Raw genomic sequence first — 16,013 nt, forward strand, 5'->3', positions numbered from 1 at the left:
GAAAAAGTAATATGGATTTTTACCAAAACTAAGAAAGTAATGATTGCGGAAAAAGGCAAAAAGTGGATAGTTCAGGACTGGAAAGATGATTTTGAAGTAATTGACAACATAAAAGTTAACTTAAACGAAATTTTGAAAAAATACTCTGAGGAGGTTTGATGATGTTCAATAAAGTTCTAGTGGCTAACAGAGGGGAAATAGCCGTAAGAATTATAAGAGCTTGTAAGGAGCTCGGAATTCCGACGGTTGCCATTTACAACGAGGTTGAAAGCACAGCAAGACATGTAAAGCTTGCAGACGAGGCTTATATGATAGGGGTTGACCCATTAGATACTTATCTCAACAAACAAAGGATTATAGACCTCGCTCTTGAAGTGGGAGCGGATGCTATACACCCGGGATACGGATTCCTGGCTGAGAATGCGGAATTTGCAAAAATGTGCGAAGAGGCGGGAATAACCTTCATAGGCCCCCACTGGAAGGTTATAGAACTTATGGGAGACAAAGCCCGTTCAAAGGAAGTTATGAAAAAAGCAGGTGTTCCAGTAGTTCCCGGTTCGGATGGTGTTCTAAAAAGTCTTGAGGAGGCCAAAGCCCTTGCGAGGGAGATAGGCTATCCCGTTCTCCTTAAGGCTACCGCAGGCGGTGGAGGAAGGGGAATAAGGATATGCAGAAATGAGGAGGAACTTGTTAAGAATTACGATCAGGCTTCAAGGGAGGCGGAAAAAGCCTTCGGAAGGGGAGACCTACTCCTTGAGAAGTTTATAGAAAATCCAAAGCACATAGAGTATCAAATCCTCGGTGATAAATACGGAAACGTAATACACCTCGGTGAGAGGGATTGTTCAATACAGAGGAGGAACCAGAAGCTCGTTGAGATAGCACCCTCTCTAATACTTACACCCGAAAAGAGAGAGCATTACGGAAACATAGTCACAAAAGCAGCAAAAGAAATAGGCTACTACAATGCGGGAACGATGGAATTTATAGCAGACCGAGAAGGAAACTTATACTTCATTGAGATGAACACACGTATACAGGTTGAACACCCTGTAAGCGAGATGATAACCGGTATAGACATAGTAAAGTGGCAGATAAAGATAGCGGCAGGGGAGAAGCTAACGATAAAACAGGAAGACATTAAGTTTAACGGGTATGCTATAGAGTGCCGTATAAATGCTGAAGACCCCAAGAATAACTTTGCACCCTCCACCGGAGTAATAGAGAGATATTACGTTCCCGGTGGATTCGGAATAAGGGTTGAACACGCGGCAGCCAGAGGATTTGAAGTAACACCTTACTACGACTCAATGATAGCGAAGCTCATAACCTGGGCACCCACGTGGGAGGAAGCGGTTGATAGAATGAAGGCAGCCCTTGAGACTTACGAGATAACGGGAGTGAAGACCACAATCCCTCTTCTCATAAACATAATGAAGGAAAAAGACTTCAGAAGCGGAAAGTTCACAACTAAATACCTTGAAGAACATCCCGAAGTCTTTGATTACTCGGAGCACAGGGACAAGGAAGACTTTGTAGCTTTCATATCTGCGGCAATAGCCGCATATCACGGGTTGTAAAACGATGTTTTACGTATAGAATAAAACATACTCAAGGAGGTGTTTTAAATGGTGGTGAACCCTGAGGTTATAGAGGAGATTAGGGAGAAGCTAAAGGAAGTAAAGAATAAAGGCTTTAAAAAGAAGATTCTCATAACCGACCTTACCCCCAGAGATGGCCAGCAGTGTAAACTTGCAACACGTGTAAGAACGGACGACCTCCTTCCTTTATGTGAAGCCCTTGACAAATGCGGATTTTACGCGGTTGAAGTTTGGGGTGGAGCTACCTACGACGTATGCCTTAGATACCTAAAGGAAGACCCCTGGGAAAGGTTAAGAAGGATAAAGGAAGTAATGCCGAACACGAAACTCCAGATGCTCTTCAGAGGACAGAATATTGTCGGATACAAGCCAAGAAGCGACTATGTTGTTAAGAAGTTCATTGAAAAAGCCATAGAAAACGGGATAACGGTTTTCAGAGTGTTTGACTCCTTAAACGATAACAGAAATATAGAAACAGCGGTTAAGGCCATAAAAGAGTTCGGGGGAGAGGTTCACGCAGAGATATCCTACACGAGAAGCCCTATACACACTTACGACCTGTGGATGAGATACGCTCAAGAGCTCGCAGAGATGGAACCGGATTGGATATCCTTCAAAGATGCCACGGGAATAATGCAACCCTTTGAATGTTATCAGATCATCAAGGGAATAAAGGAAGTTACCAGCGGAAAGATACCTGTTCTTCTCCACAACCACGATATGAGCGGAATGGCAACGATGAACCACATAATGGCTGTTCTTGCAGGAGTTGACATGCTTGATACAGTTCTCTCACCATTAGCCTTCGGTTCATCTCACCCGGCGACGGAAACAATAGTTGCAGCTCTTGAGGGAACACCTTACGATACGGAACTTGACCTTCAAAAGATATCCGAGGCTGCGGAGATAGCGAAGAAGATAAAGAAGAAGTATAAGAAGTATGAAACCGAGTATGCGGGGGTTAACGCTAAGGTTCTCATACACAAGATACCCGGTGGAATGATATCCAACATGGTTGCACAGCTTATGGAAGCAAACGCCCTTGACAAGATTGAGGAAGCCCTTGAGGAAGTTCCGAGGGTTGAAAAGGATCTCGGATACCCACCGCTTTTAACACCTTCCTCCCAGATAGTAGGTGTTCAGGCGGTTCTCAACGTTATAACGGGAGAAAGGTATAAAGTTATAACCAAGGAAGTTAGGGACTACGTTGAAGGAAAATACGGTAAGCCCCCCGGACCTATATCTAAAGAGCTCGTTGAAAAGATACTCGGTCCCGGAAAGGAGCCCGATTTTTCCACAAGAGCTGCCGACTACGCAGACCCACATGAGTGGGATAGGGCAAAGAAAGAACTTGAAGAGCTATTCGGAAGAGAACCCACAGATGAGGAGGTTCTCCTTTACATACTCTTCCCGATGCAGGCTAAGGAGTTCTTTGAACTCAGAGAAAAAGGAGAGCTTCATCCCGAACCCGTTGACGCTGAGCTCCCCGAAGTTGCGGAAACAAAACCGGGAGAAGTTCCAGGTGCTGCACCTATAGAGTTTGAAGTCACATACCACGGTGAGAAGTTCAAAGTAAAGATTGAAGGTGTATCCGTAGATGCGGAAAGCGGAAAGCCCAGGAAGTATTACGTAAGGATAAACAACAGACTTGAAGAAATACAACTCAAACCCTTCAAGGAAGCTGTTCCCCAGGGCAGCGGTGCGGTTACGCAAACCACTACGGAGGAGGAAGGAATACCGAAGGCTACCGAGCCGGGAGATGTTACACCTCCTATGCCCGGAAAAGTTGTAAAGATTCTCGTAAAAGAGGGTGAGCCCGTTCAACAAGGGCAAACGGTTGCGACTGTTGAAGCCATGAAGATGGAAAACGAGGTTCACGCTCCTATAGACGGTATCGTTAAGAAGATTTTCGTAAAACCCGGAGACCAGGTAAACCCCGACCAGGCTCTACTGAGAATAGTTCCCCACAAGGAAGACAACAGCTATCAGTGATTTTTCCCTTCCTTTTCTTTTACTTATTTTGAACCACAGATATAACGAACCCCTTTATCAGTTTTAGCCCAATGGGGGGTTTCGGGTTCAAGCTCTATCATATCCCCCTCTTTTAGGGTTATTTCTCTTCCCTCAGTTCCTATAACAACCTCACCCTCAATAACCCACCTCACTTCTTTATCCGGATGGGTATGGGTGGGGTAATAAGTTCCGGGAGGGTCATACCATTCGTAAACGCTGTATCCCTTATCCCTCAATATCCTGTAAATCTCCGATTTATCCTTAACTCCCGTCCTCTCTACTTTTACTCTTTCCATCTCTTATATAGATTATGCTCTATCCTGAGAACATCCAGAAGCTTACCTACAACGAAGTTAATCATATCTTCAAGGCTTTCAGGCTTATGGTAAAATGCGGGACTTGCCGGAACGATTATCCCTCCGGCTTCTGTTATTTTCAGCATATTCTCAAGGTGTATCCTGCTGTAAGGGGCTTCCCTAATAAGCAAAACTAAGGGAACCCTCTCTTTTAGGGCAACTTCTCCTATTCTGTGAATTAGGTTCTTATTTATCCCGTTTGCTATGTAAGATAAGGTGCTCGTTGAACAGGGAGCTATATAAACCCCTTTATACTTTACGAGAACCGAACCGCTCGCAAGAGGAGAAGTAAAATCTTTTTCATCGTGAAGGAAAACGTTTTTAAGACCATTTAAGTATTCCTCAAAGGTTTTTCCATGCTCTTCCTTCAAAACTATCCTTGCATTACTTGAAATTACAAGGTCAACCCTGTAGGAAAGTTCCGATAAAGCTTTTACGAGGTATACACCGTAAATTACACCGCTCGCACCCGTTATGCAGACCGCTACCTTCCGCATGTAAGGTGTCCGATTATCCCGCCAAACGTTTCAAAAAAGAACCTTATCTTTCTCTCATTCTCAGGAAGTATTATCACAACATATGTATCCGTTTTACCAATTTTTATCTCTTGAGTAACTTCCTTTGGGTTCTGTGTGAAGTCGTAAAAGGCAACAATAGACTCAAGTCCGTTCAAAAATCTGTCGTAAGGAATGTTTTCTCCTACGGATATGTATAGCTCGGCATTTTCCGAGAACTCCGCTCCGAGTTCCTTTAGGTAATTTTCTATAATTCCCTTCATGGGTTCTTTGGCATTAACCTTTACCTTTACACCTTTAAGGTCCTTAAACCAATCACTCTTTCCACCCTTCTTTTCAAGGAGTTTTATTTCTTCTATTACCATACTATCGTCAATGCCTTTACACATGTCGTAAACGTTCAGGAGTGCGATACTCACAGCAGTTAAGGCTTCCATCTCGTAACCTGTTCTTGCTATTCCTCTTACTGTTGAGAAAATCTCAAGGTTATCCTCGTTTACCTTAATCTCTAAGGAAACGTAGTCCAAAGGTATCGGATGACAGAAAGGGAGAAGTTCCCCTGTTCTTTTAGCTCCAAATATACCGCTCAGTTTTGTCGCCTCTATAAGGTTTCCCTTAGGTATCTGATTGTTCTTAATTCTCTCTACCGTTTCCCTTTTTAGTCTTATTCTCCCGTAAGCCTTCGCTTCCCTTAGCGTTTCTATTTTCGAAGATATATCAACTGTTCTCATATATTACCCTTTTTCTTTCTTCTCAAAATTGAAGGAATATCCTCAACAACATCCGAGGGCTCTGCCCTTTTCTGTATAACTTCCTCAGGTTGCTTTTCTTTAGTTCTTTCGTTTTTTATCACCTTGAAAGATACCTCCTTACCTTCTACGGAGAACTTTTCTTCCGGAAAGTCCGTTGCAACTATTGCAACTCTTATAAAATCGCTTTTATCACCTTCAAGAACCGCACCGAATATTATCTGGGCATCTTCATGAAGCCTTTCACTTATTCTTTCCATTATGTCTTCAATTACGGAGTAAGGTATGTCTTCGGAAGTCCAGAGTGTTACCAGCGCCCTTTGAGCTCCCTCTATGGAATTTCCTTCTAAAAGGGGATTTGTTAGAGCTCTTTCTATTGCGGTTTCTTCTTTACCTTCGCCTTCACCTTCTCCCATACCGATTATGGAGAGACCTCCCTCTTCAAGGGTTGTCCTTATGTCCGCAAAGTCTACGTTAATAACCGCTTCCGTAACAACTATACTCGTTATTCCCCTTACCGCCCTTGAGAGAACAGCGTCAACTTCCTTAAATGCGTCTTTTATACTGAGCATTTTGTTGGATAGTTCGCTAACTTTTTGGTTATGAATAACTATGTATGCGTCTGCAGACTCCTTTAGTCTTTCAAGCCCCTTAAGTGCTACATCCATCTTTCTTTTTCCTTCAAACTTGAAAGGAAGGGTTGCAACCGCCACCGTAAGAATGCCCATTTCCTTTGCTGTTTTTGCTATAACCGGAGCCGCTCCCGTTCCCGTTCCGCCGCCCAGACCAGTAGCGATAAACACCATATCCGCACCGGAAAGCATTTCTTTAATCTTGTCTATATCCTCAAGGGCAGCCTCTTCTCCTATTTCCGGTCTCGCTCCCGCTCCCAGTCCTCTCGTTACCTTTTCCCCTATCTGAATCTTATTGGGAACCTTTAGACTGTTTAAATGCTGAACGTCTGTATTGACTACGAAAAGTTCAACCCCTTCTATTCCGTCCTCATACATTCTATTTACCGCGTTACTTCCTCCTCCTCCCACACCGATAACCTTTATCCTACAGGGATTGTTTAAAACACTTTCCATGTTTATAACCTCCCTTACAAAAGTTCCTCAAAGAGGTTCTTTATCTTCGTCTTAATACTTTCAAAAAAGCCGTTCTGTTTGGCATTCGTTTCCGGGCTTACGTCCGTTGCACGAGAAAGTAGCCCCTGCTTTAAGAGTCCTACCGCAGTAGAATACTTAGGGTCGTTAATCTTCTCTTTTAGGCCTATTATTCCCTGGGGTAAGGCTATCCTTACCGGAAGACCCGTTATGTATTCTACCGCCTCACGAAGCCCTTTTAACTTAGCACTTCCCCCCGTTATGACTATCCCGTTGTTGATAAGTTCTAATCTTCCCCCTTTTCCCTTCACATCTTTTATTACGTATTCAATTATCTCCTCAACCCGGCTGTATATTATCTCAACTATTTCCTTTTTACTCTTAGGTATTTCCGTATCCTCTCCCTTTGGCTTTATGTTTATAATTTCGTCTTCTTCACTCTTAAGGAAGGCTTCCCCTATCTCCTTTTTTAACTTTTCCGCTGCTTCTACATTTATTTTGAGCATAAAGCTAAGGTCTTTTGTTATATTCATTCCTCCGAAGGGAACAACACCGGTTATGTAAGGACTCCCTTCCAAGTAAAGCGTGTAGTCTGTCAATCCCGCTCCCATATCTATGAGGAGAACTCCTTCCTCTTTTTCCTCCCGCGTTAAAACCGCCTCCGCGGAGGCTATAGCACTTGACGACCTCATTACGGGGTTTAAACCAATCTCCATTATGGCTTTCTCAAGGTTTCTCAATATTGTGAGGCTTGCCTTTACTACATGAACTTCCACAGAAAGTTTTGAGCCTTCCATTCCTAAAGGACTTTCCACCTCCATATGTTCATCGAGGACGTATTTTCTGGGAGTGTAGTATATAATCTCATAACCGTCTTCCTTACTCTTCATTAAACACCTGTCTATGAGCCTGCTTACGTGACTCTCGTCTATCTCCCTGGCTGTTGAGGGTATACTTATGGTGTCCTTTACATTCTGGCTTTTAATTCCCGCTCCTTTTGTCGTTCCGCCGGAAACCCCGTATATGATGTCCCTTACCTTTACTCCTGCCATTTCTTCTGCTTCTCTTACCGCCGCGAGAATGCTCCTTTTAGCCTCCCCGAGGTCGTTTATAATTCCCTTTTTTATTCCCTTTGATGGAACTTCTCCGAAACCTATTACGTGGATATCCCCGTAACTATCCCTTTCTCCGATTAGGTATACAACTTTTTCGGAACCAACATCCAAAGCAGCCAATCTATTCATAGCTTCTTCCTTAAAAGTATAAATCTTTTATACCTTAAATCCACCTCCTTATAATTACTTTCATCATTTCTTATAATACTTTCAAGTAAGCTTATTTCCCTCCGGGAAAAATTCAGCGGAAGGAAAACCGTTTTATCCCCCAGTTTTAACTTTAAGCCGTTTTTGTAAACGTATATCTTATCCGCATACCTTAGTAGATTTATAACCTTTTTATTAACGCGATTAATACCTCTGAAGTAAACGTATTTATTAACCTTTTGGTTCTCATCCCAAAATAGTTTTCCGTTCTCACTCAAAAGGTATGCCTTTCCATCAATGAAAGCTTTTGCTACCGCTTTTCTCCTTATAAGGCGTATACTTAGGTTTATTCCCTCTTTCGTAAACTCCCTGTTTATCTCAAGCTTCCTGAATCTGTTCCCAAGATGCCGGTTTATCTGAGTGAGTAGTTCCCCTTCCCCCACGAAAATAAGTTTTTTTCCGAGGGAAGTAATAACAGGCTTTATCTTTTTAAATTCACCTTCCCTTATTCCTTCAAGTGTTACAGAATGAACCGTCAGAAAGGGTAGTTTCATAACTCCTATTGATAATATGTATATAAGGATGAGTGTTCCTAAGATACCACTTAATAAACTCCTCAAATTCCCCTCTCTGAAATAATTATATTTATCAACTTCCGAAAGTTCATCCCCTCTGCTTTTGCAGCCATGGGAAGTAAACTAAGTTCTGTCATTCCGGGTATCGTATTCACCTCCAGAAAGTATATTTCTCCCTCTTCTGAAAGGCGAAAATCAATGCGTGCAAAATCTTTTAAGGATAAAACTTTGTATATTTTTTTTGAGATTTTGTGAAGTTTTTCGGTTAAAGTTTCATCTTCAATTATTACGTATTCGCTCATTCCTTTCGTATACTTACTCTCGTAATCGTATACACCTTTTTTAGGCTTTATCTCTATCACGGGAAGGGGTTTTCCCTTAAGAATTCCCACCGTTATGTCTCTTCCCTTTATAAACTCCTCAACCATAACCTTATCCGTTCTTTTGAGAAGTTCTCCTACGTATTCCTTCAGGTTTTCTAAACTATCCACAACTTTTAGCCCTATGCTTGAACCTTCCCTCGCAGGTTTTATGACCGCAGGGAATTTTTCCCACTTGAAGTTTTCTAAGTCATTTTTTTCATATACTACTTTCCATCTTGGTGTTTTTACACCTTCCTTTTGGAGAATTCTCTTTGTAAAGTCTTTGTCTATGCATACTGCAGAAGCTATGGTATCAGAACCCGTGTAGGGTATTCCGAGAAGCTCCAACATACCCTGAACTGTTCCGTCTTCTCCGGGTCTTCCGTGAAGTGCTATGAAAACCTTATCGGGTTTTAACTCAAGGAGCTTACAGGGAAGGTCGGAAGATAGGTCAAAGGTGTAAACCTTATGCCCGAGCTCTTTTAGAGCTCTTACTATCGCCTCCCCCGTTTTCAGGGATATCTCCCTTTCAGAGGATTTTCCACCCATTATTACCGCAACTTTCAACTAATTTCACCTCCTCCGTAAGCTTTATACCGAACCGCTCGTAAACTTTTTCCTTGCCTATTTCTATTAATTCTTTAATTTCGGAGAAACTTGCGTTCCCGTAATTTATAAGGAAGTTTGCGTGTTTCTCTGAAAATCCCGCATTTTTCAGCTTAAAACCTTTCAGCCCTGCCCCTTCAAGGAGTTTTCCCGCATAGCTTCCTTTTGGATTTTTAAAGGTTGAACCGCTGGTCGGAAGGTTTATAGGTTGTTTACGTCTCCTTATGTTCCTTATTCGTAAATACTCCTTTTTTATGTCCTCATCTGACTTTTTTAAGCGGAAGACAGCCTTAAACACTACTCCCTTTTCGGGAAAGGGAGACTTCCTATATGAAAAATTTATCTCTTCCCTTTTATACCTTACGAGTTCCCCTTCCCAGTTCAGAACGTAAACCTCTTCAAGGAAATCAGATATTTCCACACCGAAAGCTCCCGCATTCATAGAAACAGCTCCCCCAACGCTTGCAGGGAATCCCAAAAGCTTATAAATACCTCCGAGATTTTCCGAAAGAGAAACCCTTATAACTTCCTTAAGAGGTGTTCCACAAAGGGCTTCAATAAAAAAGAACTCCCCTTTATTTCTTACACTTGCTCCCCTCAGTCTTGATGTGTTTAAAACAACTCCCTTAACCTCTCCGAAAATGGTGTTTGAGCCGTTTCCGAGGATGAAAATAGGAATATCGTTAATCCTCGAAAGCTTTATCGCTTCCCTCAGTTCCCGAAATGTTCTCGGTTCTACGTAGTAGAGAGCTTTTCCCCCTACCTTTATGGTTGTTAGCTCCCTTAGAGGAAAATCCCTATAAACTTCCATGTTAACCTTTAATATTATGGTAAAGTTCGGAACGGACGGGTGGAGGGCGAGGATAGCCGAGGAGTTTAACTTTGAGAACATAAGAAGAGTTGCAAAAGCCCATGCGGAAGTTCTGAAAGAAAAAGGATTAAATAAAGTCCTCATAGGATACGACTGGAGATTTCGTTCCGAGGACTTTGCAAAGGCCGTTTACGACGTTATGAAAACGGAGGGGCTTGAAGTTAAACTCGTTGGTAGTGCGTGCACAACTCCTATGGTATCCTTCGGAGTAAAGTATATGGGATACGACGGGGGAGTTATGATAACCGCTTCCCACAACCCACCGGTATACAACGGGTATAAGATTAAGGAAAGTTTCGGGGGTTCTGCAACTCCCGAGTTTGTGAGGGAAGTTGAGGGAAGAATAAAATACGAGAAGATAGACTTTAAGGAATACGAACCCGAGTTCCGAGAGGTTAGGAAGTATTACGTTGAGAAGTTAAGAAACCTCATAAACATTGACCTTTTGAGGGAGAGGGAAACCTTAATCGTTCACGATTCAATGCACGGAACTACTTCCGGACTCCTTGAATACGTCTTGAGGGATACAAAGGTCAGCGTTGTAAACATAAGGAAAAACAGGGACACCCTTTTCGGTGGAAATCCTCCCGAGCCCATAGAAAAATATATGGAGATAACGAAGGAAAAGGTAAGAAGCCTAAAGGCGGACCTTGGAGTTGCAAACGACGGGGACGGGGACCGTATAGCCCTCGTTGACGAAAAGGGAAACTACGTTAACACCCAGCTCATATACGCTATGCTACTTCTTCACATTCTTGAAAACAAGGGAAAAAGGGGAAAGGTTGTGAAAACGGTCTCAACAACATACCTTGCGGACCGCATATGTAAGGAGTTCGGTGTTCCCTTGATAGAGGTAGGTGTAGGTTTTAAAAACATAAACGAGATAATTCTTAAAGAAGGGGGTGTTATATTCGGGGGTGAGGAGTCGGGAGGTTACGGCATACCCGAATACCTTCCCGAGAGGGACGGAGTATTCTCCGCACTGAACATCCTCGAGCTCCTATACCTTAAGGATAAAACCCTTTCGGGTGTGATAGAGGAGATATTCAAACGATTCGGAACAGCCTATTACAAAAGGATAGACCTTAGGGTTGAGGAAAAGGTGAAGAAAAAGATTGAAGAGCTGAGGGAAAATCCCCCCGAGAAGTTAAAAGGTATGAGCGTTAGGGATGTAAAGAGGATAGACGGGGTTAAGTTTGTATTTGAGAATGACTCGTGGCTCTTGATGAGACCCTCGGGAACGGAGCCCCTTATAAGGGTGTACGCGGAAGCTCCTTCCGAGGAAGAGGTTAAAAAGCTTCTTGAGGCGGGTGTTGAGCTTTTAAAATAAATTTAGCCGGAGGTGAATGATGGGATACAAGGATTTACCCCCGGGAAAGAATCCCCCGGAGGATATATACGTAGTGATTGAAATTCCCCAGGGTAGCGGAATTAAGTATGAGCTTGACAAGGATACCGGTGTTATATTTGTGGACCGCTTCTTATTCACCGCTATGTATTACCCCTTCAACTACGGGTTTATTCCTCAAACCCTTGCGGACGATGGTGACCCCGTTGACGTTCTCGTTATATCAAGGGAGCCCGTAGCTCCCGGAAGCGTTATGAGGTGTAGACCAATAGGCATGCTTGAGATGAGGGACGAGGAAGGTATAGATACGAAACTTATAGCGGTTCCTCACGAGAAGCTTGACCCTACCTACAGCGATATAAAAACAGTTGACCAGCTTCCCGAAATTATAAGGGAGAAGATTAAGCACTTCTTTGAACACTACAAGGAGCTTGAACCCGGAAAGTGGGTTAAGGTTGAAAACTGGAGAGGTCTCCAAGACGCAATAGAGGAGATAAAGAAGGGTATTGAGAACTACAAAAAAGGTGGAAAGTAAAAAAGTATTAGAGCTCGGAAAGAGGGTTATATCCGAGGAGATAAGGGGGCTTGAGAGGCTCCTCTCCTCCCTTGATGAAAACTTTTCTAAAGCTGTTGAGCTTATCCTTTCCTGTGAGGGTAAGGTAATACTCACGGGGATAGGGAAATCGGGACATGTGGCCCGAAAGATAGCATCAACATTCTCAAGTACCGGAACCCCTTCCGTTTTTTTACACCCGGCTGAAGCCCTCCACGGTGACCTCGGTATAGTGGATAAGAAGGATATCGTTATAGCCATATCAAACAGCGGGGAGAGCGGTGAGGTTCTCGCGTTAATCCCCTACATAAAGCTCCAGGGAGTTCCCATAATAGCAATAACGAACAACCCTCGTTCTACACTTGCAAAGCATAGCGACGTTGTTCTTGATCTTAACGTTGAAAGGGAAGCTTGTCCTCTTGAGCTTGCACCTACGACCAGTTCAACAGCTACACTTGTTTTGGGAGATGCTCTCGCAATGACGGTTATGGAGCTGAGGGGGTTCACAAAGGAGGATTTTGCCCTCAGACATCCCGCGGGAGCACTTGGGAGAAAATTGAGGCTCGTTAAGGACCTTTACCACACGGGCGAGGAACTTCCCGTCGTAAGGGAAGAAACACCCATGAAGGAAGTGATAATAGAGATGACCGCAAAAGGTTTTGGTGCAACCGCGGTTGTGAACGACGAGGGAAAGCTCGTAGGGATAATAACCGATGGTGACCTGAGACGTTTTGTAAACAGGGGAGGGAGTTTTGAGAATACAAGGGCAAAGGACGTAATGACCACAAATCCTAAAACTATCTCCCCCGATGAGCTTGCCCTTTCCGCACTTAAGAAGATGGAGGACCATAATATAACCGTGCTCATTGTCGTTGACGAAAAGAACAAACCAGTAGGTATAATACATATGCACGACATTCTTAAGGCGGAAATCGTTTAAAATTGAATGAAAAACAGGAGGTAGAAGATGCCTTACAAACTGCAAGAGAGCTTTCTCAACACAGCGAGGAAAAGAAGGGTAAAGGTTTCCATATACCTTGTGAATGGAGTAAGGCTTCAGGGAAAAATTAGATCCTTTGATTTATTTACGATTCTTTTGGAAGATGGAAAACAACAAACCTTAGTTTATAAGCACGCAATTACAACCATAGTTCCCCACGAAAGACTTGAGATAGAGTTTGAAGAGGCAGGGGTGCCGGGACAGGGTTAAAGCATTCCCGGCGGTTTCCCCTTTGATATAACCAGTCTTTCAACGGGTTCACCACCCTTCAGGTGTTTCTCAACTATCTCATCAACGTCCTCGGGTTTTACCTGTCCATACCAGATACCGTCGGGATAAACAACAACTACAGGGCCCATCATACAGGCGTTCATACAACCCGTAGGTGTTATTACCGTTGACATAAAGAGTTGGGGGTCGGTTTGAATCTTCTCCATAAAGGCCTGGAAGACTTCCCTTGAACCCCTTTGAGCACAAGAACCCTGAGGATGTCCGGGCGGTCTATCCTGCACGCATACAAACACGTGTTTGAACTCCGCCATTTCCTTTACCTCCTTTTAAAGTTTTGTTCACAATCATACACAATCTTTTACAGGCTTAAAATGAAGTATATCAAGAATGAGGAATAGTAATTGTAAAAAGCTCGTGGTTCTATCTGAAGGTGCGGACCTTGACAGCCTTTCCGCAGCCTTCGGAGTTCTCAAGCTCTTCCCTGATGCATATCTCTTAAAGCCGAGATATCTTTCAAAAAAAGCAGGAGAAGTTTTCAAAGAGTTCAGGAAACTTTTCAGGATAACCGAGGAGCTTCCCGAATGCTTTGACCTGGTTCTCGTTGATACCCACTACATGCCCGAAAACATCCCAAAAGAAAAGATAAGGGAGATTATCGTTTACGACCACCACCCCATGGGTGACGTTAAAAACTTCAAGGGAAAGGTAGAGAAGGTGGGTGCTGCAACAACTCTCGTTGTTGAGGAGCTGATGAAGAGCAACGTTTCCCTTACACCCGAGGAGGCAACTCTTCTCGCCTTCGGGATATACGAGGATACGGGAAACTTAACTTACGAGGGGACTACACCGAGAGATGCAAAGGCTGTCGCCTGGCTTCTTGAGAGAGGGGCAACCCTGAGGAAGATAAGAGAGGTTGTTATGGAAACTTACACACAGGAGCAGATAGAAGCGGTAAGCAAGATAGTTAACTCCATAGAAAAGCTCTTTTTAAACGGGAAGAGGATAAGTATAGCAACCGCGGTTCTTGAGAAATACCAGCCCGATATAAACACTCTTCTTTACGAGATAAAGGACCTAAAGGAATCGGACGCCTTCTTCGTAATCCTTGAAGCGGAGGGGAAGACTTACGTTTTCGGGCGTTCCCAGAGTGAGGATATAGACACAGGAGAAATACTCTCATACATAGGAGGGGGAGGCCACAGGGAAGCGGGAGCTGCAAAGCTTGAGAACGTTCCGGCGGAAAGGGTGAAGGAGATACTGAAAGGCCTTCTCACGAGAAAGTTTGTTAAACTCAGGGTTAGAGATATCATGAGCACTCCGCCTTTCGTTTTATCGGAACACCTGAGTGTGAAGGATGCACTTTACGAAATGAGCCAGAGGGGAATAGCCAACGCTCCTGTTATAAACAAGGAAGGAAAGCTCGTAGGAATAGTTTCAAAAAAGTCATTGCTTAAGGTAGTAAGACACTTTCCTGATAGACCCATAGAGGACTTTATGAACAGAGATTTCCTTACCCTCTCACCCGACGCTTTTGTATGGGAAGCTGAGGAGATACTCACGAAATTTGGCCAGAAACTTATCCCCGTGGTTGAGGATGGAACTGTAGTAGGTGTTATCACAAGGCTTGATCTCATTCAAGCGTTGAGGGAGGACCTGACTAAGCTAAAAGAAAAAAGAAGGAAGCTGAAGCTTCCGGAGAACATAAGGGAGTTAGCTCTGGAGGTTGGCCGAATAGCAAAAAGCCTTAGTTACAAAGCTTACATAGTCGGAGGGGTTGTTAGGGATATTCTTCTGGGTAAAGAGGTGTGGGATGTTGATTTCGTAATTGAGGGAAATGCCATAAAGCTGGGAGAGGAACTCGCAAAGAAACACGGGGTTAACCTCCACCCTTTTCCCGAGTTCGGAACAGCACACCTAAAGATAGGTAAGCTGAAGGTTGAGCTTGCAACCGCAAGGAGGGAGACCTATCCCAGGCCGGGAGCATACCCGAAGGTTGAACCTGCAAGCTTGAAGGAGGACCTCGTAAGAAGGGACTTCACCATAAACGCGATGGCTATATCCGTAAATCCCGAAGACTTCGGAACCCTTATAGACTACTTCGGCGGTTTAAGCGACCTGAAGGAGGGGATAATAAGAGTTCTTCACCCTGTTAGCTTTGTAGAAGACCCCGTAAGGATACTTAGAGCTCTCAGATTTGCGGGAAGGCTCGGATTTAAGCTCTCAAGAAGCACGGAAAAACTTCTAAAACAGGCTGTGAATATGGGAGTTCTTTCGGAAGCACCCCGCGGGAGGCTCGTGAACGAGGTTAAGTTAGCCCTAAGGGAAGAGAAGTTCCTTGAGATACTTGAGTTATACAGAAAGTACAGAATACTTGAGGAAATAATTCACGGATTTAGGTGGAGTGAGAAACTATACCAGAAACTGGAAGAACTCAGGAAGATTGTAAACTGGCACTCCCTTGAGTTTAAAGAAGAAAAGATAGATTACGGATGGATATATCTCCTCCTTATACTTTCCGGCCTTGACTACGAAACGGGAAGAACGTTCCTGGAGGAGATATCCGCACCCTCTTGGGTGAGAGAAGCATTCAAGTTCCTGTTCTTCAAGAAACACAGCGTAGTGAAATCCCTGAAAGAAGCAAGGAACAATTACGAGGTTTATAAAGTGTTAAAAGGACTTCACCCTTCGGTTTTACTCCTTCTTATGCTTGATGAAGAGGTAAGGGAAAGGGTAAGAACCTTTATGGAAAAGCTGAGATACGTTAAGATTCCGAAGGAGAAAGTTGAGGAGCTCAAGAAAATGGGTTTCACGGGCAAGAAACTCGGAAAGAAGATAGAGGAGCTAAAAAAAGCTCTCATGGAGTGA

Annotated in this window: 16 protein-coding genes; 7 read left to right on the top strand and 9 right to left on the bottom strand. The window is 43.6% G+C overall.

The window, feature by feature from the left end; translation table 11 throughout:
• Positions 1-161 precede the first annotated feature (161 nt).
• Positions 162-1,580, top strand: coding sequence for an acetyl-CoA carboxylase biotin carboxylase subunit (accC, locus tag ACWB1W_RS02675; RefSeq protein WP_479369855.1), 1,419 nt, complete (start codon positions 162-164; stop codon positions 1,578-1,580).
• A gap of 48 nt (positions 1,581-1,628) precedes the next feature.
• A complete protein-coding gene (locus ACWB1W_RS02680) occupies positions 1,629-3,593 on the top strand; it encodes a pyruvate/oxaloacetate carboxyltransferase (protein ID WP_479369856.1) in 1,965 nt (654 codons plus the stop codon).
• A gap of 23 nt (positions 3,594-3,616) precedes the next feature.
• Here the strand turns inward: ACWB1W_RS02680 and ACWB1W_RS02685 are convergent, their stop codons facing one another.
• From ACWB1W_RS02685 to murB, 8 genes are all read right to left on the bottom strand, one after another.
• Positions 3,617-3,910: a cupin domain-containing protein gene (locus ACWB1W_RS02685; RefSeq protein ID WP_479369857.1), complete on the bottom strand. Its 294-nt coding sequence runs from the start codon at positions 3,908-3,910 to the stop codon at positions 3,617-3,619.
• The gene (locus tag ACWB1W_RS02690; RefSeq protein WP_479369858.1) at positions 3,898-4,467 is read right to left on the bottom strand and encodes a UbiX family flavin prenyltransferase; all 570 of its coding nucleotides are present in this window, start codon (positions 4,465-4,467) and stop codon (positions 3,898-3,900) included. Before ACWB1W_RS02690 ends, ACWB1W_RS02685 begins: the two co-directional genes overlap by 13 nt.
• Positions 4,455-5,216: a cyclic pyranopterin monophosphate synthase MoaC gene (gene moaC, locus ACWB1W_RS02695; protein WP_479369859.1), complete on the bottom strand. Its 762-nt coding sequence runs from the start codon at positions 5,214-5,216 to the stop codon at positions 4,455-4,457. Before moaC ends, ACWB1W_RS02690 begins: the two co-directional genes overlap by 13 nt.
• Positions 5,213-6,322 (bottom strand): cell division protein FtsZ, encoded by a 1,110-nt coding sequence (gene ftsZ, locus ACWB1W_RS02700; protein WP_479369860.1) that lies wholly within the window; start codon positions 6,320-6,322, stop codon positions 5,213-5,215. The genes moaC and ftsZ overlap by 4 nt, the downstream gene beginning before the upstream one ends.
• A gap of 14 nt (positions 6,323-6,336) precedes the next feature.
• The gene (ftsA, locus tag ACWB1W_RS02705) at positions 6,337-7,584 is read right to left on the bottom strand and encodes a cell division protein FtsA (RefSeq protein WP_479369861.1); all 1,248 of its coding nucleotides are present in this window, start codon (positions 7,582-7,584) and stop codon (positions 6,337-6,339) included.
• Positions 7,581-8,156 carry a cell division protein FtsQ/DivIB gene (locus tag ACWB1W_RS02710; protein WP_479369862.1) on the bottom strand — a complete coding sequence of 192 codons (576 nt, stop codon included), beginning with the start codon at positions 8,154-8,156 and terminating at the stop codon, positions 7,581-7,583. The genes ftsA and ACWB1W_RS02710 overlap by 4 nt, the downstream gene beginning before the upstream one ends.
• Positions 8,157-8,218: 62 nt before the next feature.
• Positions 8,219-9,088, bottom strand: a complete 870-nt coding sequence (locus ACWB1W_RS02715; protein ID WP_479369863.1) for a D-alanine--D-alanine ligase family protein — start codon at positions 9,086-9,088, stop codon at positions 8,219-8,221.
• Positions 9,069-9,956, bottom strand: a complete 888-nt coding sequence (murB, locus tag ACWB1W_RS02720; RefSeq protein WP_479369864.1) for a UDP-N-acetylmuramate dehydrogenase — start codon at positions 9,954-9,956, stop codon at positions 9,069-9,071. Before murB ends, ACWB1W_RS02715 begins: the two co-directional genes overlap by 20 nt.
• 16 nt (positions 9,957-9,972) lie before the next feature.
• On the opposite strand from murB, the gene ACWB1W_RS02725 reads away from it, so the two are divergent.
• Genes ACWB1W_RS02725 through hfq form a run of 4 tightly spaced genes read left to right on the top strand, consistent with a single transcriptional unit; the run spans position 9,973 to position 13,127 of the window.
• The gene (locus ACWB1W_RS02725) at positions 9,973-11,346 is read left to right on the top strand and encodes a phosphoglucomutase/phosphomannomutase family protein (protein WP_479369865.1); all 1,374 of its coding nucleotides are present in this window, start codon (positions 9,973-9,975) and stop codon (positions 11,344-11,346) included.
• 19 nt (positions 11,347-11,365) lie between these two features.
• Positions 11,366-11,899, top strand: coding sequence for an inorganic diphosphatase (gene ppa / locus ACWB1W_RS02730; protein ID WP_479369866.1), 534 nt, complete (start codon positions 11,366-11,368; stop codon positions 11,897-11,899).
• Positions 11,889-12,857, top strand: a complete 969-nt coding sequence (locus ACWB1W_RS02735) for a KpsF/GutQ family sugar-phosphate isomerase (protein ID WP_479369867.1) — start codon at positions 11,889-11,891, stop codon at positions 12,855-12,857. Before ppa ends, ACWB1W_RS02735 begins: the two co-directional genes overlap by 11 nt.
• A gap of 27 nt (positions 12,858-12,884) precedes the next feature.
• Entirely contained in the window at positions 12,885-13,127 is a 243-nt protein-coding gene (hfq, locus tag ACWB1W_RS02740) for an RNA chaperone Hfq (RefSeq protein WP_479369868.1), read from the top strand.
• Here the strand turns inward: hfq and ACWB1W_RS02745 are convergent.
• Positions 13,124-13,459 carry a (2Fe-2S) ferredoxin domain-containing protein gene (locus ACWB1W_RS02745; RefSeq protein WP_479369869.1) on the bottom strand — a complete coding sequence of 112 codons (336 nt, stop codon included), beginning with the start codon at positions 13,457-13,459 and terminating at the stop codon, positions 13,124-13,126. The two genes, hfq and ACWB1W_RS02745, sit on opposite strands and share 4 nt — an antisense overlap.
• A 76-nt stretch (positions 13,460-13,535) precedes the next feature.
• On the opposite strand from ACWB1W_RS02745, the gene ACWB1W_RS02750 reads away from it, so the two are divergent.
• Positions 13,536-16,013 (top strand): CBS domain-containing protein, encoded by a 2,478-nt coding sequence (locus ACWB1W_RS02750; RefSeq protein WP_479369870.1) that lies wholly within the window; start codon positions 13,536-13,538, stop codon positions 16,011-16,013.

The sequence above is a fragment of the Aquifex sp. genome, assembly GCF_056494385.1.

Coding starts and splice junctions, on each gene's coding strand:
- moaC (WP_479369859.1), bottom strand. CDS start 5,216: ATGAGAACAGTTGATATATCTTCGAAAATAGAAACGCTAAGGGAAGCG.
- ACWB1W_RS02690 (WP_479369858.1), bottom strand. CDS start 4,467: ATGCGGAAGGTAGCGGTCTGCATAACGGGTGCGAGCGGTGTAATTTAC.
- ACWB1W_RS02750 (WP_479369870.1), top strand. CDS start 13,536: ATGAGGAATAGTAATTGTAAAAAGCTCGTGGTTCTATCTGAAGGTGCG.
- ACWB1W_RS02745 (WP_479369869.1), bottom strand. CDS start 13,459: ATGGCGGAGTTCAAACACGTGTTTGTATGCGTGCAGGATAGACCGCCC.
- ppa (WP_479369866.1), top strand. CDS start 11,366: ATGGGATACAAGGATTTACCCCCGGGAAAGAATCCCCCGGAGGATATA.
- ACWB1W_RS02715 (WP_479369863.1), bottom strand. CDS start 9,088: ATGGGTGGAAAATCCTCTGAAAGGGAGATATCCCTGAAAACGGGGGAG.
- ftsZ (WP_479369860.1), bottom strand. CDS start 6,322: ATGGAAAGTGTTTTAAACAATCCCTGTAGGATAAAGGTTATCGGTGTG.
- accC (WP_479369855.1), top strand. CDS start 162: ATGTTCAATAAAGTTCTAGTGGCTAACAGAGGGGAAATAGCCGTAAGA.
- ACWB1W_RS02680 (WP_479369856.1), top strand. CDS start 1,629: ATGGTGGTGAACCCTGAGGTTATAGAGGAGATTAGGGAGAAGCTAAAG.
- ACWB1W_RS02710 (WP_479369862.1), bottom strand. CDS start 8,156: ATGAAACTACCCTTTCTGACGGTTCATTCTGTAACACTTGAAGGAATA.
- ACWB1W_RS02725 (WP_479369865.1), top strand. CDS start 9,973: ATGGTAAAGTTCGGAACGGACGGGTGGAGGGCGAGGATAGCCGAGGAG.
- ACWB1W_RS02685 (WP_479369857.1), bottom strand. CDS start 3,910: ATGGAAAGAGTAAAAGTAGAGAGGACGGGAGTTAAGGATAAATCGGAG.
- ftsA (WP_479369861.1), bottom strand. CDS start 7,584: ATGAATAGATTGGCTGCTTTGGATGTTGGTTCCGAAAAAGTTGTATAC.
- murB (WP_479369864.1), bottom strand. CDS start 9,956: ATGGAAGTTTATAGGGATTTTCCTCTAAGGGAGCTAACAACCATAAAG.
- hfq (WP_479369868.1), top strand. CDS start 12,885: ATGCCTTACAAACTGCAAGAGAGCTTTCTCAACACAGCGAGGAAAAGA.